Here is a 21458-nt window from a genome sequence, read left to right on the forward strand (position 1 = left end):
TGACGTGCGACTGAGAGTCTGCAAGAGCGCAAGAGCAAAAGCAGCCCGGCTGCGCCGGGCTATCACTGCTCCTACGGTACAACGTCTGTAGGAGCGGCCTATTGCCGCGATAGGGCAGTGGTCGCTACCAATGACCCTGAATCAGTACGTCACCCATAGAAAAGCCCGGCATGTGCCGGGCTTTGTGCTCTCTGTGGAGGGAGATCAGGAGTTACTCCCGATCTCGTTCCAGCAAAGGCTTGAGGAAGTGGCCGGTATAGGACTTCTTATTCGCCGCAACTTCCTCTGGCGTACCTGTCGCGATGATCTGGCCGCCCTTGGAGCCGCCCTCTGGCCCCAGGTCCACTAGCCAATCGGCGGTCTTGATGACGTCTAGGTTGTGCTCGATCACCACGACGGTATTGCCGTGATCCCGCAGTCGATGCAGTACATCCAGCAATTGTTGGATGTCGGCGAAGTGCAGGCCCGTAGTGGGTTCGTCCAGGATGTAGAGGGTCTTGCCCGTATCCCGCTTGGATAGCTCTCGTGCCAGTTTCACGCGCTGGGCCTCACCTCCCGAAAGCGTCGTCGCGCTCTGGCCCAGGCGGATGTAGGAGAGACCGACATCCATCAACGTCTGCAGCTTGCGCGCCAATGCCGGGATGGACTCGAAGAAGGCGTGGGCCTCTTCGATGGTCATGTCCAGCACCTCGGTGATGGTCTTGCCCTTGTACTTCACCTCCAGGGTCTCGCGGTTGTATCTCTTGCCCTTGCACACATCGCAGGCGACGTAGACATCCGGTAGGAAGTGCATCTCCACCTTGATCACCCCGTCGCCCTGACAAGCCTCGCAACGACCGCCCTTGACGTTGAAGGAGAAGCGTCCTGGCGTGTAGCCGCGGGAACGAGATTCCGGGACGCCGGAGAACAGCTCGCGGATAGGGGTGAAGAGTCCAGTGTAGGTCGCCGGATTGGAGCGCGGTGTGCGACCTATGGGGCTCTGGTCGATGTCCACGACCTTGTCCAGGTGCTGCATGCCGTCGAAGCTATCATGGGCGGCGACTTCCAGAGTCGTCGCGCCATTGAGCGCCGTGGCGGTAAGCGGGAAGAGGGTGTTGTTGATCAGCGTCGACTTGCCCGAGCCGGACACGCCGGTCACGCAGGTCAGCAAGCCCACCGGAATCTCCAGGTTCACGTTCTGCAGGTTGTTGCCCCGTGCACCTTTCAGCTTGAGCAGCTTTTTCTTGTCCCGCGCGGTGCGCTTGGCGGGTACCACGATCTTCTTGCGGCCCGACAGGTACTGTCCGGTGACCGAGTCCGGATGCTTCATGACCTGATCCGGTGTGCCTTCCGCGATGATCTGGCCGCCATGTACGCCCGCGCCAGGGCCGATGTCGATGACATAGTCCGCCAGGCGGATGGCATCTTCGTCGTGCTCGACGACGATGACGGTATTGCCTAGGTCACGCAGGTGAGTAAGGGTGCCCAGCAGTCGCTCGTTGTCGCGCTGATGCAGGCCGATGGAAGGCTCGTCGAGAATGTACATGACACCCACCAGGCCCGCGCCGATTTGGCTGGCCAAGCGGATGCGCTGCGCCTCGCCGCCGGAAAGGGTGTCGGCGCTGCGGTCCAGGGTCAGGTAGTCCAGGCCGACATTGACCAGAAACTGCAGGCGTTCACGGATCTCCTTGAGGATCTTGTCGGCGATCTGTTGTCGCTGGCCCTTGAGGGTCAGGTCCTGGAAGTACTGGGTCGCATCGCCTACTGGAAGCCGTGTCACCGCCGGCAGGGTTTTGTCACCAACCCATACATGGCGCGCCTCACGACGCAGGCGGGTGCCGTTGCAATCAGGGCAATGCTGGGTGCTGAGGTATTTGGCCAGTTCCTCGCGAACGCTCTGGGATTCGGTTTCGCGATAGCGGCGCTCAAGGTTGGGCAGGATGCCCTCAAAGGGATGAGCCCGCTTGACGATGTCGCCCCGATCATTGAGGTAGCGGAAGTTGACGCTCTCGCGTCCCGAGCCACTCAACACGGCTTTGCGGTGCTTGTCATCGAGGCTCTTGAAGGGCTCGTCCAGGCTGAAGCCATAGTGGCTCGCCAGCGAGCCCAGCATCTGGAAGTAGTAGACGTTGCGCCTGTCCCAGCCACGGATGGCGCCCTCGCTGAGGCTGAGCTCCTCGTTGACCACGCGTCGGGCATCGAAGAATTGCTTCACGCCCAGGCCATCACAGGTGGGGCAGGCGCCCGCGGGGTTGTTGAAGGAAAATAGCTTGGGCTCGAGCTCGCCAATGGAGAAGCCGCACACCGGGCACGCGAAGCGGGCGGAAAAAACGATCTCTTCGCCGCTCTCGCCTTCCATGGGTGCGATGATGGCGATGTCGTCAGCCAGCTTCAGTGCCGTCTCGAAGGATTCCGCCAGGCGCTGCTGGAGGTCTTCCCGCACCTTGAATCTATCCACCACCACTTCGATGGTGTGCTTCTTCTGCTTGTCGAGCTTGGGCAGTTCGTCCATTTCATGCAGGCGGCCGTTGACGCGGACTCGCACGAAGCCCTGCGCCCTTAGCTCGTCGAAGACCGACAGATGCTCGCCCTTGCGCTCGCGCACGATGGGGGCGAGCAGCATCAGGCGCTGGCCTTCCGGCATGGCTAGCACCTGGTCGACCATCTGGCTGACCGTCTGGGCTTCGAGGGGGACGTCGTGCTCGGGGCAGCGGGGCGTGCCGACACGCGCATAGAGCAGCCGCAGGTAGTCGTAGATCTCGGTGATGGTACCAACCGTGGAGCGTGGGTTGTGCGAGGTGGACTTCTGCTCGATGGAGATGGCCGGAGACAGGCCTTCGATGGTGTCCACATCCGGTTTTTCCATCATCGACAGGAACTGACGAGCGTAGGCCGACAGGGATTCCACGTAACGACGCTGGCCTTCGGCATAAAGGGTATCGAAGGCCAGGGAGGATTTGCCGGAGCCGGACAGGCCGGTGATGACGATGAGCTTGTCCCGGGGAAGGGTCAGGTCGATGTTCTTCAGGTTATGGGTGCGGGCCCCACGGATGAGGATCTTATCCACGTAAACTTCTGCCTCGTATTGGCGGCGCGTCAATAGAAAAGAGATCTCGTCCCGGGCTGCGGCTATCTGCCGCGCCTGTGAGAGAGGGGTCAAGACTGGTAAAATTAATGGCCCGACAGCGGTGATCGGGCGTTCGTGATGCTGGCGGTCGGGAACGTTCGGACGAGCGCTCGGCTATCTTCACCGCTTCCTCCCTAAATGGTCATTGTCACGACTGTTTTAAAGCTGTGTGGCGACCTAAAAGTCTGTCGCCGACGAGAGGGTTATCAATGCTCGACAAGCGCAGCGAAGCCATGAGCGGCGTCGAACGCCGTGCCGCCCTGGGGCTGGCTCTGGTCTTCGCCTTTCGTATGCTCGGTATGTTCATGGTGCTCCCGGTCCTGGCGACCTATGGTCAGGAATTGGCGGATGCCACTCCGGCGCTCATCGGCCTTGCCATAGGTGCCTATGGTTTGACCCAAGCGGTCCTGCAAATTCCCCTGGGGACCTTATCGGATCGTATTGGCCGGCGCCCCATCATCATCGGTGGACTGCTGGTGTTCGCCCTGGGTGCCGCCATTGCCGCCAATGCCCACTCTATCTGGGGCGTGATTGCCGGTCGCATCGTTCAGGGTGGTGGTGCCATTTCGGCCGCCATCATGGCGTTGCTGTCGGATCTGACCCGGGAGCAGCACCGCACCAAGGCCATGGCCACCATCGGCATGAGCATCGGGGTATCCTTCGCCGTGGCGATGGTCGCCGGACCGCTGCTGACGCGTGCCTATGGTCTGTCGGGGCTGTTCTGGGCGACTTGTGGACTGGCGTTGGTCGGGCTGCTCATCGTGCTGTTGGTGGTCCCGCGGAACGCTTCGCCTTTCGCTCACCGTGAATCCAATCTGGCCCGCCAGGCGTTGGGTACCACCCTGCGCAACCGCGACCTGCTACGCCTGGATTTCGGCATCCTCACCCTCCATGCCGTGCTGATGGCCAGCTTCGTCGTCCTGCCGCTGGCCCTCGCCGAACACGCCGGTCTGCCGAAGGAGGAGCACTGGTGGGTGTACCTGACGGCACTGGTGGTCGGCTTCTTCGCCATGGTTCCTTTCATCATCTATGGTGAAAAGAAGCGGCGCATGAAGCGCGTGCTGGTGGGTGCCATCAGTGTGTTGGTGCTGTGCGAGCTGTACTTCTTTTTCTTCAGCAACAGCCTGGTGGCCCTGGTCATCGGCATCGTGGTGTTCTTCACCGCCTTCAACCTGCTGGAGGCCTCGCTGCCTTCGCTGGTGAGCAAGGTGGCGCCGGCGGGAGGCAAGGGCACGGCCATGGGGATCTATTCCACCAGCCAGTTTCTCGGCTCGGCGCTCGGCGGTATCCTCGGTGGCTGGCTGTTCCAGCATGGTGGCCTGTCCACTGTCTTCCTGGGCTGTGCTGTGCTTTGCCTGGGTTGGGCGGTGATTGCTGGTACGATGCGTGAACCGCCCTATGTCACCAGCCTGCGTTTGTCCGTCGCCCCTGAGCTAGTCAACGACCAGGGATTGGTCGGGCGCCTGTTGGCCCTGGCCGGGGTGACCGACGCGGTGGTGGTGGCAGAAGAGCAAGCCGTCTACATCAAGATCGACACTAAAGTCGTCGATCGAGCGCAATTGGAGCGACTGGTAAGCCATACGCCAGTCGCCGCTTGATCGACAAGCCTCATCAGGAGATTCATATGGCCCGTGGCGTCAATAAAGTCATTCTCGTCGGCAATGCCGGCGCTGATCCCGAAACCCGTTACATGCCCAACGGCAATGCGGTGACCAACGTCACCCTGGCCACCAGCGAGAGCTGGAAGGACAAGCAGACCGGCCAGCAGCAAGACCGTACCGAATGGCACCGCGTGGTGTTCTTCGGTCGCCTGGCCGAGATCGCTGGCGAGTACATCCGCAAGGGCTCCCAGGTCTATGTCGAGGGCTCGCTGCGCACCCGCAAGTGGCAGGGCCAGGACGGTCAGGATCGCTACACCACGGAAATCGTGGTCGATATCAACGGCAACATGCAGTTGCTGGGTGGTCGTGGTGGCAATGCCGGCGGTAACGACGAGTACAACCAGAGCGCACCTGCGCCCCAGCAGCAACGTGCACCGCGTCCGCAGCAGGCTGCCCCCCAGGGTGGCGGTCAGCAGTACGACAATCGTCCGCAGCAGCAACCGCAGTCCCGTCCGCAGCAGCAACCTGCCCAGCAGGATTACGACAGCTTCGACGACGATATTCCGTTCTAAACGACGGGCAAAGAAAAAGGGCAGCCAATGGCTGCCCTTTCTTTTTGGTGGAGGCGGGGGGATTTGAACCCCCGTCCGCCAGCTCTCCGCTATCGGTTCTACATGCTTAGCCCTGTCTACTGAGTTAACCCATTGCGGCCCGACGGGCAGGGTGCTTTGGGCGAGCTGTATAAGTTTTAGCCGTTACGTCTACAGCGAACTTGGCGGCGATCCTGTTCTATCTGACAGTCGTTTCGGGTTTACAGGCATCCCCTAGCGACTGCTAGCCGCATTAAGCAGCTAGAGCGTAGTTGTCGTCGTTGGCAACTATAAGTTTGCAGCAGCGAATTTACGAGTTCTGCTACCAGCTCGGCATGCCCCTCAAGTTTCGTTACCGGCGTCGAATCCTAATCGCCCCCAAAACTTGCTGGTCGTTCACTATAGAAACTCCGGCCGTCCTACGCAAGTCATTGTCGACGAAACGTTTTTCGGCCGCTTGGCTACTTGGCGTCCTTGCGGATGGCGCGCTGGATCTCACGGTCGGAATCGCGCTCGCGCTCGGTGGCGCGCTTGTCGAATTCCTTCTTGCCCTTGGCCAGGGCGATCTCGCACTTGACCAGGTGCTTCTTCCAGTAGAGCGACAAGGCGACGCAGGCATAGCCTTTCTGTTGCACGGCGCCGAACAGCTTGCCCAGCTCGCGCTTGTTCAGCAGCAGCTTGCGGGTACGGGTCGGATCGGCGATGACGTGGGTACTGGCGGTTTGCAACGGGGTGATATGGCTGCCAAGTAGCCAGGCTTCGCCGTCCTTGAGCAGCACGTAGCTGTCGGTCAGCTGCGCCTTGCCGGCTCTCAGGCTCTTCACCTCCCAGCCTGCCAGGGAAACACCCGCTTCGAAGCGGGTATCGACGAAGTATTCGTGGAGCGCCTTTTTGTTCTGCGCAATGCTGCCGGGGGAAACTTTCTTTTGCTTAGCCATGATTCCAGGGTACAGCGAGTCGGGGGAAATGTCGCCACGCGCTTGAGCGGGTATGAGCAAACACGGACAATACCGCGGTTCTGGGCCGCGGCAGGCTGATGCGGGAGTAAATTGCGTGCGCCGCCCTCAAATTCAAGGCCCGACACCGAATTCGCTATTCTACGAGGTTCCGATGAGCACGCACATCCAACGTTCGGCGTTGCTGCCCTATCCCGCTTCGGCGCTCTATGCGCTGGTCAACGATGTGGCCCGTTATCCGGAATTCCTGCCGTGGTGCTCGTCCGCGCAGATACTGGAGCAGGACGAAGGTCAGATGCGCGCCGGCCTCACCGTGGCCAAGGGCGGTCTCAGTCAGCAATTCACGACGCGTAACACTCTCGTGCCCGACGAATCCATCACCATGGATCTGGAGAAGGGGCCCTTCAAGCAGTTGCATGGCGTCTGGACGTTCAAGGCACTGGGTGACAAGGCCTGCAAGATTTCGCTGGATCTCTCCTTCGAATACGACAGTGCCATTGTCCGGGCGACCCTTGGCCCGCTGTTCAACCAGGCGGCCAATACGATGGTGGACGCCTTCTGCCAGCGCGCGCGGGCCCTCTATGGCTGAGTACCTGGCCATCGAAGTGGCTCTGGCCCTGCCGGAGCGGCAGTGGTTGTTGAGTCTGCAGCTGGAGGAGGGCGTCACCGCCGAGCAGGCGGTACTCGCATCAGGACTACTCGATCAATTGCCGCCCTTGCAACGAGAGCACGTTAAGGTCGGCATCTTCGGCAAGCTGCTGGCTCGGCCGTCCGAGCGCGTGCTGAGGGCGGGGGATCGAGTGGAGATCTATCGGCCGCTGCTCGCTGACCCCAAGGAGAGTCGCAAGCGGCGCGCCGAACAGGCCAGGCTCAAAGCCAGCCGCTGACCGACTGCTTATTGGTCGTCGGTACGGATGCGCTCGGGGGTCGGCACGGCAGCCGGACGGGCGCTGTCTATCTCTTTCTGGATGGTGTCTTCGGTGGAGCCGGGAATTGCTGGCGTCTCTGGAGTTACCGCTGGCGTCGTGGTGGGCTGGGCAGGTGCGGCGGAGTCCACGCTGGTGCCGCTATCGGTACCCATGATCTGCTGTTCACGACTGGTGCCAGGCATGAAATCGCCAGACAGTCCGCTGAGCTGATTGTTGCCATTGAACACCAGGCTGACCCGCTCCTGCTTCCGCTGACCGCCGGCGGCCTGCAGGCTGTAGAGGTAATCCCAGCGATTGGGATGGAAGGTGTCCTGGATCAGCGGCGTGCCCATGATAAACCGGACTTGCTGTCGGGTCATTCCAGGGCGCAACTGGTCTATCATGTCCTGGGTGACGACGTTGCCCTGCTGGATGTCGATCTTGTAAACCCCCGGCAGAGAGCAGCCGGCGAGCATGGCTAGGCTCAGCAGAGAGAGCCCGGTCAGCGTTTGCTTGAGGTTTTGCATCGGTGGGAGACTTCCACTATCTTGCTGGGCAACGAGGCACCGATCATACCCGTATTCCCGAGAGCTGCGAAAGCACTCGGCACCGAGAAAGAGCATGGTAGAGAACAACGAACTCCGCAAAGCGGGTCTGAAAGTGACCCTGCCGCGCGTCAAGATATTGCAGATGCTGGACACTGCAGAGCAGCGCCACATGAGCGCCGAAGACGTTTACAAGGCGCTGATGGAAGCTGGCGAGGACGTGGGTCTGGCAACGGTCTACCGGGTCCTCACCCAGTTCGAGGCCGCTGGTCTGGTGGTGCGCCACAACTTCGATGGCGGCCATGCCGTGTTCGAGCTGGCCGACACTGGCCACCACGATCATATGGTGGATGTGGATACCGGTGAGGTCATCGAGTTCACTGACGCGTCCATCGAGAAGCGTCAACGCGAGATCGTGGAAGAGCACGGTTTCGAGTTGGTCGATCACAACCTGGTGCTGTACATCCGCCAGCGCAAGTGATGAGCCGCTCACGAAAAAGGCGACCCGCGGGTCGCCTTTTTCATGTCCGGTCGTTGCCCATGGCTAGCGGCTGACTACCAGCTTGCGCGCATGGGCGAGGGATTCGCGGGTAAGGTCGACACCGCCCAGCATGCGCGCCACCTCTTCCACGCGGCGTGCGCGATCCAGCTTGGCGACCGCGGTACGGGTCTCGTCGGTACCGCGTTCCTTATGCACGAAGAGATGCTGGTGCCCCTGGGCGGCAACCTGGGGCAGGTGGGTGACGGTCAATACCTGGCCGCGCTCGCCCAGTTGCCGCAGCAACTGGCCGACCACCTCGGCAGTGGGGCCGCCGATACCGACGTCCACCTCGTCGAACACCAGGGTCGGGGTGCGTGAGGTCTGGGCGGTGATGACCTGGATGGCCAGGCTGATGCGTGACAGCTCACCGCCGGAAGCGACCTTGGCCAGCGGGCGCAGGGGTTGGCCCGGGTTGGCACTGACGCGGAACTCTATGCCTTCGTTGCCTAGTGGCTGGGGCTCGCCGCTGTTGCCTGGCGTGAGGGTGATGCTGAAGCGACCACCCGGCATGCCCAGGCGCTGCATCTCGGTCTCGACCGCGGCGGCGAGTTCCGGTGCCCGTTGCTCGCGCAGACGACTGAGTTCGCCAGCCTTCTCTTGATAGTGGCGCTCGAAGGCGGCCAGTTCTTCCTGCAGGCGTTCCAAGGCGACGTCGTCGGCATCCAGGGATTGCAGCTCGTTACGCAGCTGTTCGTGCAGCTCCAGCAGCGCTTCAGGTTGTACGCGATGCTTGCGGGCAAGGCTGTAGACGCTATCGAGGCGTTCCTGCACCGCCTGCTGGCGCTCCGGGTCGGCCTCGAAATGATCGACGAAACGATTGAGTTCGTTCATCGCCTCTTCGATCTGGATCTGGGCGGAGGCGAGCAGGTTGCTGGCCTCCTCGATCTGCGCCGGCGGGCGGTCGAACGCGGTCAGGCGCGCCACGCTGGCATTGAGCGCGGAGAGCGCATTGCCCTGTTCGTTCTCGGTACAAAGGTCCATGGCCTGGCGGCAGGCCAGCAGGATGTGCTCGGCACTCGCCAGGTCGCTCTGCTCCTGCTCCAGCGCCTGGAGTTCGCCTTCGGCCAGAGCGAGATTGTCGAGTTCTTCGAGCTGATAGCTAAGCAGCTGGTGGCGGGCGCGTTGTTCGTCGCCGTTGCGGGTCAGGCGTTCCAGGGTCTGGCGCACCTGCCGCCAACGCTGGGCGGCAAGCTGGACCTGGCGGACCAGTTCTCCGGCACCAGCGTATTCGTCCAGCAGCCGGCGATGGGTGTCGAGGCCGAGCAGCGACTGATGTTCGTGCTGACTGTGGATGTCGATCAGCAGGCCACCCAGGGTCTTGAGATCGGCCAGCGGGCAGGGCGAGCCATTGATGTAGCCGCGCGAGCGGCCCTCGCGGGTAATGACGCGGCGCAGCAGGCAGGGACCATCCTGTTCCAGGTCGCGCTCTGCCAGCCACTGGCGGGCTTCTGGGATGTCGGAGATGTCGAAGCTGGCCAGGACATCGGCCTTGTCGGCGCCTGGTCTGACCGCATCGCTGTCGGCGCGGTCGCCCAGGGTGAGGCCGAGTGCGTCGAGCATGATGGATTTGCCGGCGCCGGTTTCGCCGGTGATCACGGTCATGCCGCGCTCTAGGTCGAGGTCAAGGTGTTCAACGATGGCGTAGTTGCGGACGGACAGGTGCACCAGCATGCGACGATCTCCGAAAGCGGTTTCTGGTTGTTTATACAGTGCCTTTCGGATACTGGCAATCCATACAGCTCTTGAAGCGCCGACCGATGGCCCCATATAGGCGCCATCGATCAAGGCGTCGTCCACCAGCGGGCGCGCCCACCGGCATTATCACAGGAGGACTCCATGGCCGACGAACAGAACTCCCCGACTCCCGAGCATGAGGCCGCAGCCCAAGGCGATGTCCAGCACGAGGATATCGCCGCACGGGTCGCTACGCTCGAAGAGCAGCTCGCTGCCGCCCAGGATCAATCGCTGCGCAGCGTCGCCGAATTGCAGAACGTGCGTCGTCGCGCCGAGCAGGATGTCGAGAAGGCGCACAAGTTCGCCCTGGAAAAGTTCGCGGGCGATCTGCTGCCGGTGCTGGACAGCCTGGAGCGCGGCCTGGAGCTGTCCAATGCTGCGGATGAGACGCTCAAGCCCATGCGCGAAGGCATGGAGCTGACCTTGAAGATGCTGCAGGACACCCTCAAGCGTTATCAGGTCGAGGCCGTCGACCCCCATGGCGCCCCCTTCAATCCCGAACACCACCAGGCCATGGCCATGGAGGAGAGCGCCACCGCCGAGCCGGGCAGCGTGCTCAAGGTGTTTCAGAAAGGCTATCTGCTCAATGGTCGCCTGCTGCGGCCGGCGATGGTGGTCGTGAGCAAGGCGCCCGCGGCACAGCAGCCGAGCATCGACGAAAAGGCTTGAAATTCTTTCGCTCGGCCCCATCTGGTAGGCAAGCGAACATCAAAGGCCCCCTGAGTGGGCCGCGCGGAATCTGAGATTTCTGGAGAAGATTACATGGGCAAGATTATCGGTATCGACCTGGGGACGACCAACTCCTGCGTCGCGATCCTCGAAAACGGCAACGTCAAGGTACTGGAAAACGCCGAAGGCACCCGTACCACGCCGTCCATCATCGCCTACACCAATGATGGCGAGACCCTGGTCGGCCAACCGGCCAAGCGCCAGGCGGTGACCAACCCGCAGAACACCCTCTATGCGGTCAAGCGACTGATCGGCCGGCGTTACGAAGAAAACGTCGTGCAGAAAGACATCCAGATGGTCCCCTACAAGATCGTCAAGGCGGACAATGGTGACGCCTGGGTCGAGGCCAAGGGCCAGAAGATGGCACCGCCGCAGGTTTCTGCTGAAGTCTTGAAGAAGATGAAAAAGACCGCCGAGGACTACCTGGGCGAGCCGGTGACCGAAGCGGTCATCACCGTGCCGGCCTACTTCAACGACAGCCAGCGTCAGGCCACCAAGGACGCCGGCCGCATCGCCGGTCTGGACGTCAAGCGCATCATCAACGAGCCCACCGCCGCGGCCCTGGCCTATGGTCTGGACAAGGCCAAGGGCGACCACACCGTGATCGTCTATGACCTGGGTGGCGGTACCTTCGACGTCTCGGTCATCGAGATCGCCGAGGTCGACGGTGAGCATCAGTTCGAGGTGCTGGCCACCAACGGCGACACCTTCCTGGGTGGCGAAGACTTCGACATCCGCCTGATCGACTACCTCGTCGACGAATTCAAGAAAGAAAGCGGCATGAACCTCAAGGGTGACCCGCTGGCCATGCAGCGCCTGAAGGAAGCTGCGGAAAAGGCCAAGATCGAGTTGTCCTCGGCTACCCAGACCGACGTCAACCTGCCCTACATCACCGCCGATGCCAGTGGTCCGAAGCACCTGAACGTCAAGGTTTCCCGCGCCAAGCTGGAGTCCCTGGTGGAAGAGCTGGTCGAGCGCACCATCGAGCCGTGCCGTATTGCGCTGAAGGACTCCGGTCTGGACGTCTCCGACATCCACGAAGTCATCCTGGTGGGTGGTCAGACCCGCATGCCGCTGGTGCAGAAGCGCGTGGCCGATTTCTTCGGCAAGGAAGCGCGCAAGGACGTCAACCCGGACGAAGCCGTGGCCATCGGTGCCGCCATCCAGGGCGCCGTGCTGGCCGGTGACGTCAAGGACGTCCTGCTGCTGGACGTCACCCCGCTGACCCTGGGCATCGAGACCATGGGTGGCGTGATGACCGCGCTGATCGAGAAGAACACCACCATCCCGACCAAGAAGTCGCAGGTGTTCTCCACTGCCGACGACAACCAGGGCGCCGTGACCATCCACGTGCTGCAGGGCGAGCGCAAGCAGGCCGCGCAGAACAAGTCGCTGGGCAAGTTCGACCTGGCCGAGATCCCGCCAGCGCCGCGTGGCGTACCGCAGATCGAGGTGACCTTCGACATCGACGCCAACGGTATCCTCAACGTGTCCGCCAAGGACAAGGCCACCGGCAAGCAGCAGTCCATCGTCATCAAGGCGTCCTCCGGTCTGTCCGAGGAGGAGATTCAGCAGATGGTGCGTGACGCCGAGGCCAATGCCGACGAGGATCGCAAGTTCGAAGAGCTGGCCGCGGCCCGCAACCAGGGTGATGCCCTGGTGCACGGCACCCGCAAGATGCTGACCGAGGCGGGCGACAAGGCCACGGCCGAAGAGAAGACCGCCATCGAGAAAGCCATTGGCGAACTGGAGACCGCCGTCCGTGGCGACGACAAGGACGCCATCGAAGCCAAGATGAACGCGCTGTCCCAGGCTTCCGCGCCGCTGGCCCAGAAGCTCTATTCCGAGCAGGGCGCTGGTGCTGGTGCCGAAGGCGCCTCGGCCAAGGCGGACGGTGAGGCCAAGAAGCCCGGCGACGACGTGGTCGATGCCGAGTTCGAGGAAGTGAAGGACAACAAGTAAGCCCCGTGCTTACCGCACCTGACGGGCTTCGGCCCGTCGGATCCGCCACGCGGGAGCCTGCTCCCGCGTTGGCGTGTCTGGAGGGTGAGAAAATTTAAGGTGCAGAAAGTCTATGGCCAAACGTGATTACTATGAGGTGCTCGGGGTCGAGCGCGGCGCCAGCGAAGCCGAGCTGAAGAAGGCCTACCGGCGCCTGGCGATGAAGTACCACCCGGACCGTAATCCCGGTGATACCGCTTCCGAAGAAAAATTCAAGGAGGCCGCCGAGGCCTACGAAGTGCTGTCCGATGCGGGCAAGCGCTCGGCCTACGACCAGTACGGCCATGCTGGCGTCGACCCGAGCATGGGCGGCGGTGGTTTTGGTGGTGCGGCCGGTGGCGCGAGCTTCTCCGACATCTTCGGCGACGTCTTCAGCGACTTCTTCGGCGGCCGTGGTGGCGCGGGTGGCCGCGGCGGTCCGCAGCGTGGCGCCGACCTGCGCTACACCCTGGACCTGGACCTGGAAGAGGCGGTACGTGGCACCACGGTCACCATCCGCGTGCCGACCCTGGTCGAGTGCAAGGTCTGTGATGGCAACGGTGCCAAGCCGGGTACCTCGGCATCCACCTGTCCTACCTGTGGCGGCATCGGCCAGGTGCGCATGCAGCAGGGCTTCTTCTCGGTTCAGCAGACCTGCCCGCGCTGCCACGGCAGTGGCAAGATCATCCCCGAGCCCTGCACGGCCTGCCATGGCCAGGGGCGCGTGGAAGAGCAGAAGACCCTGTCGGTCAAGGTGCCTGCAGGCGTCGATACCGGCGATCGTATCCGCCTGAGCGGCGAGGGCGAGGCCGGCACCCTGGGTGGTCCGAGCGGCGACCTCTATGTGGTGGTCAACGTGCGCGAGCACTCGATCTTCCAGCGTGACGGCAAGCACCTCTACTGCGAGGTGCCGATCAACTTCACCGACGCCGCCCTGGGTGGCGAGCTGGAAGTGCCGACCCTGGATGGCCGCGTCAAGCTGAAGATCCCCGAGGGTACCCAGACCGGCAAGATGTTCCGCCTGCGTGGCAAGGGCGTGACGCCCGTGCGTGGCGGTGGCGCCGGCGACCTGATGTGCAAGGTGGTGGTGGAGACTCCGGTCAACCTGAGCCGGCGCCAGCGCGAGCTGCTCGAGGAATTCCGCAACACCCTGCAGAGCGACAGCTCCCACTCGCCCCGGGCCAGTGGCTGGTTCGATGGCATGAAGCGCTTCTTCGACGACCTCTAAATCGGCAGGGGCGCCGTCGCGAGGCGGCGCCCGGCCAGCAGCCTGGAGCTGATGATGCGACGTATAGCTGTAATGGGCGCCGCGGGGCGCATGGGCAAGACCCTGATCGAGGCGGTCCAGCAGACCCAGGGTGCTGCCGGTCTGACCGCCGCGGTCGATCGTCCGGAGAGCAGCCTGGTCGGCGCCGACGCGGGCGAGCTCGCTGGTATCGGCCGCAATGGGGTGATGCTGTCGGGCGAGTTGAGCCGGGTATTGGATGACTTCGACGTCCTGATCGACTTCACCCATCCCAGTGTCACCCTGCAGAACCTGGCGCTGTGCCGCAAGGCCGGCAAGGCCATGGTGATCGGTACCACTGGCTTCACTGCCGAGCAAAAGCTGACCCTGCTGGAGGCGAGCAAGGAAATCCCCATCGTCTTCGCCGCCAACTTCAGTGTCGGCGTCAATCTCTGTCTCAAGCTGCTGGATACCGCCGCCCGGGTACTGGGCGACGAGGTCGACATCGAGATCATCGAGGCGCATCACCGGCACAAGGTCGATGCGCCTTCCGGCACCGCCTTGCGCATGGGTGAGGTCGTCGCCCAGGCGCTGGGCCGGGATCTAGAAGAAGTTGCCGTCTATGGTCGCGAAGGCCAGACCGGCGCCCGTGATCGCCAGACCATCGGCTTCGCCACCGTGCGAGCCGGCGATGTGGTGGGCGATCACACCGTGCTGTTCGCCAGCGAAGGCGAGCGGGTGGAGATTACCCACAAGGCCTCCAGTCGCATGACCTTCGCCAAGGGCGCGGTCCGCGCGGCGCTGTGGCTCAAGGACAAACAGCCGGCGCTATATGACATGCAGGACGTACTGGAGTTGCGCTGATGCGCACGTGAGGGTGCCAGCAGCGCTCAATTCGTGTACAATGCAGCTTTAGTGTATCCACTAAAAGCTAGCGCAGAATGAAATCACAACATTAAAACGGGATGACTCTTCGAGATGTCATCCCGTTTTTTTGCACCCTGCGTTTGCCCGCCAAGGCTTGATTTTCGGAGGTCTTCTTGACTAAGCCAGCCATACTCGCACTTGCCGATGGCAGCATCTTTCGCGGTGAATCCATCGGTGCCGACGGCCACACGGTCGGCGAAGTGGTGTTCAACACCGCCATGACCGGCTACCAGGAAATCCTGACCGATCCTTCCTATGCGAAGCAGATCGTCACCCTGACCTATCCGCACATCGGCAACACCGGCACCACGCCGCAGGACGGCGAGGCCGCCCAGGTTTGGGCCGCCGGGCTGATCATCCGCGATCTGCCGCTGCTGGCCAGCAACTGGCGCAACAAGCAGTCGCTGCCGGAATACCTCCAGGAAAACGGCACCATCGCCATCGCCGGTATCGACACCCGTCGCCTGACCCGTATCCTCCGTGAGAAGGGCGCTCAGGACGGCTGCATCCTTACTGGCGCAGATGCCACCGAAGAGCGCGCCCTGGAACTGGCCCGCGCCTTCCCCGGCCTCAAGGGCATGGACCTGGCCAAGGAAGTCAGCGTCAAGCAGCGCTACGAGTGGCGCTCCAGCGTCTGGTCGCTGGAGACCGACAGCCACGCCGAGATTCCGGCCGAGCAACTGCCCTATCACGTGGTCGCCTTCGACTACGGCGTCAAGCTGAACATTCTGCGCATGCTGGTGGCTCGTGGCTGCCGCATCACCGTGCTGCCGGCCCAGACCCCGGCCAGCGAAGCCCTGGCGCTGCAACCCGACGGTATCTTCCTGGCCAACGGCCCGGGCGATCCCGAGCCCTGCGACTACGCTATCAAGGCGATCCAGGATGTGCTGGAAACCGAGATCCCGGTATTCGGCATCTGCCTGGGCCATCAGCTGCTGGCCCTGGCTTCCGGCGCCAAGACGGTGAAGATGCCCAACGGTCACCACGGCGCCAACCATCCGGTGCAGGATCTCGACAGTGGCGTGGTGATGATCACCAGCCAGAACCACGGCTTCGCCGTGGACGAGGCCAGCCTGCCGGCCAATGTGCGTGCCACCCACAAGTCACTGTTCGACGGCACCCTGCAGGGCATCGAACGCACCGACAAGGTCGCCTTCAGCTTCCAGGGGCACCCCGAGGCGAGCCCCGGTCCGCACGACGTGGCACCGCTGTTCGACAAATTTATCCAGGCCATGGCGGCGCGCCGCTAAGACGGGAGGAGGGTAAGGCTCATGCTGGCGAATCTGGGTGTCATCGACTTCTGGACCTACGTGGTCGGGACCCTGTTCGTCATCCTGTTGCCCGGCCCCAATTCCTTCTTCGTGCTCGCCACCAGCGCCCAGCGCGGCATTCGCAGCGGCTACCAGGCGGCCTCCGCCGTGTTCCTTGGCGATGCCGTGCTGATGCTGCTCTCCGCCCTGGGCGTCGCCTCGCTACTCAAGGCCGAGCCGCTGTTTTTCCAGATCCTCAAGTACCTGGGCGCGGCCTACCTGTTCTACCTCGGCTGGGGCATGCTGCGTGGCGGACTCAAGTCCTGGCGCAGCCCGGCCCAGGGCCAGGCCGAGGCGACCCTGCGCGAAGACGTCCAGCAGCCGTTCCGCAAGGCGCTGCTGCTGAGCCTGTCGAACCCGAAGGCGATCCTGTTCTTCGTCTCCTTCTTCATCCAGTTCGTGGACCCCGGTTATGCCCATCCGGCGCTGTCCTTCCTGGTGTTGGGCGCGGTACTGGAAGCGATCAGCTTCTGCTACCTGTCGTTCCTGATTTTCTGTGGTGTGCGCCTGGCGGCCTGGTTCCGTCAGCGGCGTCGCCTCAGCGCGGGCGCCACCGGTGGCGTCGGCGCCCTGTTCGTGGGGTTCGGTGTGAAGTTGGCCACCGCGACCCTGACCTGATTACCTGCATTCGAGAAGCCCATGCCTAAGCGTACAGACATCAAGAGCATCCTGATCCTCGGGGCCGGCCCCATCGTCATCGGCCAGGCCTGCGAGTTCGACTATTCCGGCGCCCAGGCCTGCAAGGCCCTGCGCGAGGAAGGCTTCCGCGTCATCCTGGTGAACTCCAACCCGGCCACCATCATGACCGACCCGGCCATGGCCGACGCCACCTACATCGAGCCGATCAAGTGGGCCACCGTGGCCAAGATCATCGAGAAGGAGCGCCCCGACGCCCTGCTGCCAACCATGGGCGGCCAGACCGCGCTGAACTGTGCCCTGGATCTGGAGCGGCATGGCGTGCTGGAGAAGTTCGGCGTCGAGATGATCGGTGCCAATGCCGATACCATCGACAAGGCCGAGGATCGCTCGCGCTTCGACAAGGCCATGAAGGACATCGGCCTGGCCTGCCCGGTCTCGGGCATCGCCCACAGCATGGAAGAAGCCTACGGCGTGCTGGAGAAGGTCGGCTTCCCCTGCATCATCCGTCCATCCTTCACCATGGGTGGTACCGGTGGCGGCATCGCCTACAACCGCGAAGAATTCGAAGAGATCTGCACCCGCGGTCTGGACCTGTCGCCGACCAACGAGCTGCTGATCGACGAATCCCTGATCGGCTGGAAGGAATACGAGATGGAGGTGGTCCGCGACAAGAAGGACAACTGCATCATCGTCTGCTCCATCGAGAACTTCGATCCCATGGGCGTGCACACCGGTGACTCCATCACCGTGGCCCCGGCCCAGACGCTGACCGACAAGGAATACCAGATCATGCGCAACGCCTCCCTGGCGGTGCTGCGCGAGATCGGCGTCGAGACCGGCGGCTCCAACGTCCAGTTCGGCATCTGCCCGAACACCGGCCGCATGGTGGTGATCGAGATGAACCCGCGGGTCTCGCGGTCCTCGGCCCTGGCCTCCAAGGCCACCGGCTTCCCCATCGCCAAGATCGCCGCCAAGCTGGCGGTCGGCTACACCCTGGACGAGCTGCAGAACGACATCACCGGTGGCCGCACCCCGGCGTCCTTCGAGCCGGCCATCGACTACGTGGTCACCAAGATTCCGCGCTTCGCCTTCGAGAAATTCCCCAAGGCCGATGCCCGCCTGACCACCCAGATGAAATCCGTGGGCGAGGTCATGTCCATCGGCCGTACCTTCCAGGAATCCCTGCAGAAAGCCCTGCGCGGCCTGGAAGTCGGGGTGGTCGGCTTCGATCCAAAGCTGGATCCGGCCGATCCGGAAGCCGATGGCACCCTCAAGCGCGAGCTGACCGTGCCGGGCGCCGATCGCATCTGGTACATCGGCGACGCCTTCCGCCAGGGCTACAGCCTGGACAAGGTCTTCGAACTGACCCGCATCGATCCCTGGTTCCTGGTGCAGATCGAAGACCTGATCAAGGACGAGGAGCGCATCAAGACCCTGGGTCTGGCCGACCTCGACTACGACCTGATGCGCAAGCTCAAGCGCAAGGGCTTCTCCGATGCGCGCCTGGCCAAGCTGCTCGGTGTCACCGAGAAGAACCTGCGCGCCCATCGCCACAAGCTCAAGGTGCTGCCGGTGTACAAGCGGGTGGACACCTGCGCCGCCGAATTCGCCACCGATACCGCCTACCTCTACTCCACCTACGAGGAAGAGTGCGAGGCCAAGCCCAGTGGTCGCGACAAGATCATGATCCTCGGCGGCGGTCCCAACCGTATCGGCCAGGGCATCGAGTTCGACTACTGCTGTGTGCACGCGGCCCTGGCCATGCGTGAAGATGGCTACGAGACCATCATGGTCAACTGCAACCCGGAAACCGTCTCCACCGATTACGACACCTCCGACCGCCTGTTCTTCGAGCCGGTGACCCTGGAGGATGTGCTGGAGATCGTCCGCGTCGAGCAGCCCAAGGGCGTCATCGTCCAGTACGGCGGCCAGACCCCACTCAAGCTCTGCCGCGCCCTGGAAGAGGCTGGCGTGCCCATCATCGGCACCAGCCCCGATGCCATCGACCGCGCCGAAGACCGCGAGCGCTTCCAGCAGATGGTGCAGCGTCTGAATCTGCGTCAGCCTGCCAACGCCACCGCGCGCAGCGAAGACGAGGCCCTGGCCCTGTCCAAGAACATCGGCTATCCGATGGTGGTGCGTCCGTCCTACGTGCTGGGCGGCCGGGCGATGGAAATCGTCTACCAGGAAGAAGAACTCAAGCGCTACATGCGTGAAGCCGTGAAGGTCTCCAACGACAGCCCGGTGCTGCTCGACCACTTCCTCAACTGCGCCATCGAGGTGGACGTGGATGCGGTGTGCGACGGCCAGACCGTGGTGATCGGCGCCATCATGCAGCACATCGAACAGGCCGGCGTGCACTCCGGTGACTCCGCCTGCTCGCTGCCGCCCTATTCGCTGCCCAAGCACATCCAGGACGAGATCCGCGAGCAGGTCAAGAAGATGGCCCTGGAACTCGGCGTGATCGGTCTGATGAACGTGCAGATGGCCGTGCAGGGCGAGGACATCTACGTCATCGAGGTCAACCCGCGCGCCTCTCGGACCGTGCCCTTCGTTTCCAAGTGCATCGGCGAGTCCCTGGCCAAGGTGGCCGCTCGCGTCATGGCCGGCAAGACCCTGGCCGAAGTGGGCTTCACCGAGGAAATCATCCCGCCGTTCTTCAGCGTCAAGGAAGCGGTCTTCCCCTTCAACAAGTTCCCCGGCGTAGACCCCATCCTCGGCCCGGAGATGAAGTCCACTGGCGAGGTGATGGGCGTCGGCGATAGCTTCGGCGAAGCCTTCGCCAAGGCCCAGCTGGGTGCCAACGAGATCCTGCCGAACTCCGGTTGCGCCTTCATCAGCGTGCGTGACGACGACAAGCCCGAAGCCGTACAGGTCGCTCGCGATCTGGTCGGCCTCGGCTTCGAGGTCGTCGCCACCGCTGGTACCGCACGGGTGATCGAGGCCGCCGGTCTGCCGGTGCGTCGTGTGAACAAGGTGACCGAGGGCCGCCCCCATGTGGTCGACATGATCAAGAATGACGAAGTCACCCTGATCATCAACACCACCGAAGGCCGGCAGTCCATCGCCGATTCCTATTCGATCCGTCGCAATGCCCTGCAGCACAAACTCTGCTGCACCACCACCATTGCCGGCGGCCAGGCCATTTGCGAAGCTTTGAAATTCGGCGCCGAAAAGACCGTGCGCCGGCTGCAAGATCTGCATGCAGGAGTTAAGGCATGACCAAGTACCCCATGACCGTCCAGGGTGCCCGCGCCCTGGAAGAGGAGCTCAAGCACCTCAAGACCGAGCTGCGTCCGCAGATCACCCAGGCCATCGCCGAAGCGCGTGAACTGGGTGACCTCAAGGAGAACGCCGAGTACCATGCCGCCCGCGAACAGCAGGGCATGGTCGAGGCGCGCATCCGCGATATCGAAGGACGCCTGCAGAATGCTCAGGTGATCGACGTGACCGCCCTGCCGCACACCGGCAAGGTGATCTTCGGCACCACCGTGGAGATCGCCAACACCGAGACCGACGAGACCGTGACCTACCAGATCGTCGGTGACGACGAGGCGGACATCAAGCAGGGCAAGCTGTCGGTGGGTTCGCCCATCGCCCGCGCCCTGATCGGCAAGGAAGAAGGGGACGTGGTGCTGGTGAAGACCCCGGGTGGCGATGTCGAATACGAAATTGTCGCCGTCCGTCACGTCTGATCGTCGCGCCGGAGGCTGGCTCGCCAGGCTGCTCGCGGCAGCCTGGCAGCTGGCCCAGGTATTCTGGGTCGGTCCGCTGGTCGCCCTGCACCTGTGCATCCCCGTGGCGCTCGCCCAGGCAGGCTGGGCGCCGCTGCTGATCCAGTCCGGTCGCGAGGAGCTGCTGCGCATGATGCTCAGCGCCGCGGCTGGCGGCGTCTTCACGCAGATCGTGGTGCTGGTCTGGTGGGCCGGCGTTCGCGCCCTGTGGCGTGACCTGCGCGGTCAACTGCTGCTGGGGAGTGCGGCGGCCGTGCTGTTGCAGAACGAACTCGCGCGCCTATGGAGCGGGCCGACCGCCCTGGCTGGCTACGTGGTATTGCTGCTCTGCGGACTGATCCTGGTGCTGCAACCCGTTCCCGGGCGTGTGTCAGGCAATCAGGCGGTATAGCGCACCACGTTGGACAGATTGCGATTCTGCTCGCGGGCCTTGCGGTAGATCAGCGCCATCTTGCCGATGACCTGCACCAGTTCGGCCTTGCTCGAAGCGCACAGCTCCTCGATCAGCGCCCGGCGGTCTTCCCGCTCCGTGACGGCCAGCTTGATCTTGATCAGTTCGTGATCGTTCAGCGCGCGGTCGAGCTCACCCAGCACGCCTTCACTCAGGCCGTTCTCGCTGATGGTGACCACCGGCTTGAGTTGATGACCGATCGCCTTGAACCGCTTTTTAAGCTCGTTGTTGAGCGCCATAATTCACCCCGGATAAAAGCCGGACAGTCTATCCCAGCTGTCACGTGCCGCCCAGCGATACGCGAAAACTTAGCCGCGCTCGGAAGGCGGCTGCCTGTGGGCTCAAGGAACACCTCGGCAAGTCTCCGGTCAAGCCGGTGCGCAAGGAAGGGCTCGTCGCGAGCGTCGGAAGGCTTGTTATTTTTCATTGGGCCCCCATATGAGCGAGCTGAGTGCGATGGATCGATCCAGGGGCTGCGGGAC

At 63.0% G+C, this 21458-nt stretch carries 19 protein-coding genes and 1 other RNA gene; 14 read left to right on the plus strand and 6 right to left on the minus strand.

Annotated features, from left to right (window positions below; genetic code table 11):
• Nucleotides 1-211: 211 nt before the first annotated feature.
• Nucleotides 212-3046, minus strand: a complete 2835-nt coding sequence (gene uvrA / locus QZ471_RS08620; protein WP_295462709.1) for an excinuclease ABC subunit UvrA — start codon at nucleotides 3044-3046, stop codon at nucleotides 212-214.
• 269 nt (nucleotides 3047-3315) lie between these two features.
• Between uvrA and QZ471_RS08625 the strand changes: the two genes are divergently transcribed.
• Both QZ471_RS08625 and ssb read left to right on the plus strand, forming a co-directional pair.
• A complete protein-coding gene (locus QZ471_RS08625; RefSeq protein ID WP_295462711.1) occupies nucleotides 3316-4704 on the plus strand; it encodes an MFS transporter in 1389 nt (462 codons plus the stop codon).
• A gap of 26 nt (nucleotides 4705-4730) precedes the next feature.
• Nucleotides 4731-5279 (plus strand): single-stranded DNA-binding protein, encoded by a 549-nt coding sequence (gene ssb / locus QZ471_RS08630; protein WP_295462713.1) that lies wholly within the window; start codon nucleotides 4731-4733, stop codon nucleotides 5277-5279.
• Nucleotides 5280-5324: 45 nt separating this feature from the next.
• Here the strand turns inward: ssb and ssrA are convergent.
• Together ssrA and smpB are read right to left on the minus strand one after the other, a co-directional pair.
• Nucleotides 5325-5677: a transfer-messenger RNA gene (gene ssrA, locus QZ471_RS08635) on the minus strand.
• A gap of 81 nt (nucleotides 5678-5758) precedes the next feature.
• Nucleotides 5759-6235 carry an SsrA-binding protein SmpB gene (smpB, locus tag QZ471_RS08640; protein WP_007162671.1) on the minus strand — a complete coding sequence of 159 codons (477 nt, stop codon included), beginning with the start codon at nucleotides 6233-6235 and terminating at the stop codon, nucleotides 5759-5761.
• Nucleotides 6236-6407: 172 nt separating this feature from the next.
• Here smpB and QZ471_RS08645 point away from each other — a divergent pair, with 172 nt between their 5' ends.
• Complete coding sequence (locus tag QZ471_RS08645) at nucleotides 6408-6842, plus strand: type II toxin-antitoxin system RatA family toxin (RefSeq protein WP_295462718.1); 435 nt, start codon at nucleotides 6408-6410, stop codon at nucleotides 6840-6842.
• Complete coding sequence (locus tag QZ471_RS08650) at nucleotides 6835-7140, plus strand: RnfH family protein (protein WP_295462720.1); 306 nt, start codon at nucleotides 6835-6837, stop codon at nucleotides 7138-7140. Before QZ471_RS08645 ends, QZ471_RS08650 begins: the two co-directional genes overlap by 8 nt.
• A gap of 8 nt (nucleotides 7141-7148) precedes the next feature.
• On the opposite strand, the gene bamE is transcribed toward QZ471_RS08650, so the two are convergent.
• On the minus strand, nucleotides 7149-7688 hold the full coding sequence (gene bamE / locus QZ471_RS08655) for an outer membrane protein assembly factor BamE (protein WP_295462722.1): 540 nt from the start codon (nucleotides 7686-7688) through the stop codon (nucleotides 7149-7151).
• Nucleotides 7689-7782: 94 nt separating this feature from the next.
• On the opposite strand from bamE, the gene fur reads away from it, so the two are divergent.
• A complete protein-coding gene (gene fur / locus QZ471_RS08660) occupies nucleotides 7783-8187 on the plus strand; it encodes a ferric iron uptake transcriptional regulator (protein ID WP_058764356.1) in 405 nt (134 codons plus the stop codon).
• 63 nt (nucleotides 8188-8250) lie between these two features.
• Here fur and recN read toward each other — a convergent pair whose 3' ends face one another.
• Nucleotides 8251-9918 carry a DNA repair protein RecN gene (gene recN / locus QZ471_RS08665; RefSeq protein WP_295462727.1) on the minus strand — a complete coding sequence of 556 codons (1668 nt, stop codon included), beginning with the start codon at nucleotides 9916-9918 and terminating at the stop codon, nucleotides 8251-8253.
• 105 nt (nucleotides 9919-10023) lie between these two features.
• On the opposite strand from recN, the gene grpE reads away from it, so the two are divergent.
• The 9 genes from grpE to QZ471_RS08710 all read left to right on the plus strand — a co-directional run bounded on the left by grpE (nucleotide 10024) and on the right by QZ471_RS08710 (nucleotide 20916).
• The gene (grpE, locus tag QZ471_RS08670; RefSeq protein ID WP_295462825.1) at nucleotides 10024-10650 is read left to right on the plus strand and encodes a nucleotide exchange factor GrpE; all 627 of its coding nucleotides are present in this window, start codon (nucleotides 10024-10026) and stop codon (nucleotides 10648-10650) included.
• A gap of 93 nt (nucleotides 10651-10743) precedes the next feature.
• Nucleotides 10744-12672 (plus strand): molecular chaperone DnaK, encoded by a 1929-nt coding sequence (gene dnaK / locus QZ471_RS08675; protein WP_295462729.1) that lies wholly within the window; start codon nucleotides 10744-10746, stop codon nucleotides 12670-12672.
• A gap of 112 nt (nucleotides 12673-12784) precedes the next feature.
• Entirely contained in the window at nucleotides 12785-13918 is a 1134-nt protein-coding gene (gene dnaJ, locus QZ471_RS08680) for a molecular chaperone DnaJ (RefSeq protein WP_295462731.1), read from the plus strand.
• A gap of 54 nt (nucleotides 13919-13972) precedes the next feature.
• Nucleotides 13973-14779 carry a 4-hydroxy-tetrahydrodipicolinate reductase gene (gene dapB, locus QZ471_RS08685; protein ID WP_295462733.1) on the plus strand — a complete coding sequence of 269 codons (807 nt, stop codon included), beginning with the start codon at nucleotides 13973-13975 and terminating at the stop codon, nucleotides 14777-14779.
• 176 nt (nucleotides 14780-14955) lie between these two features.
• Nucleotides 14956-16092: a glutamine-hydrolyzing carbamoyl-phosphate synthase small subunit gene (carA, locus tag QZ471_RS08690; RefSeq protein ID WP_295462735.1), complete on the plus strand. Its 1137-nt coding sequence runs from the start codon at nucleotides 14956-14958 to the stop codon at nucleotides 16090-16092.
• A gap of 24 nt (nucleotides 16093-16116) precedes the next feature.
• Nucleotides 16117-16770: a leucine efflux protein LeuE gene (gene leuE / locus QZ471_RS08695; RefSeq protein WP_295462827.1), complete on the plus strand. Its 654-nt coding sequence runs from the start codon at nucleotides 16117-16119 to the stop codon at nucleotides 16768-16770.
• Between the two features lie 21 nt (nucleotides 16771-16791).
• Entirely contained in the window at nucleotides 16792-20013 is a 3222-nt protein-coding gene (gene carB / locus QZ471_RS08700) for a carbamoyl-phosphate synthase large subunit (RefSeq protein ID WP_295462737.1), read from the plus strand.
• Entirely contained in the window at nucleotides 20010-20486 is a 477-nt protein-coding gene (greA, locus tag QZ471_RS08705) for a transcription elongation factor GreA (RefSeq protein WP_295462739.1), read from the plus strand. The genes carB and greA overlap by 4 nt, the downstream gene beginning before the upstream one ends.
• Nucleotides 20464-20916, plus strand: coding sequence for a hypothetical protein (locus tag QZ471_RS08710; RefSeq protein WP_295462742.1), 453 nt, complete (start codon nucleotides 20464-20466; stop codon nucleotides 20914-20916). The genes greA and QZ471_RS08710 overlap by 23 nt, the downstream gene beginning before the upstream one ends.
• Here the strand turns inward: QZ471_RS08710 and yhbY are convergent.
• Nucleotides 20904-21215 carry a ribosome assembly RNA-binding protein YhbY gene (gene yhbY / locus QZ471_RS08715; protein ID WP_145012208.1) on the minus strand — a complete coding sequence of 104 codons (312 nt, stop codon included), beginning with the start codon at nucleotides 21213-21215 and terminating at the stop codon, nucleotides 20904-20906. The genes QZ471_RS08710 and yhbY overlap by 13 nt on opposite strands.
• Between the last annotated feature and the right edge of the window lie 243 nt (nucleotides 21216-21458).

It is taken from the genome of uncultured Pseudomonas sp. (assembly GCF_913774235.1).
Taxonomy (GTDB): Bacteria; Pseudomonadota; Gammaproteobacteria; order Pseudomonadales; family Pseudomonadaceae; genus Chryseomonas.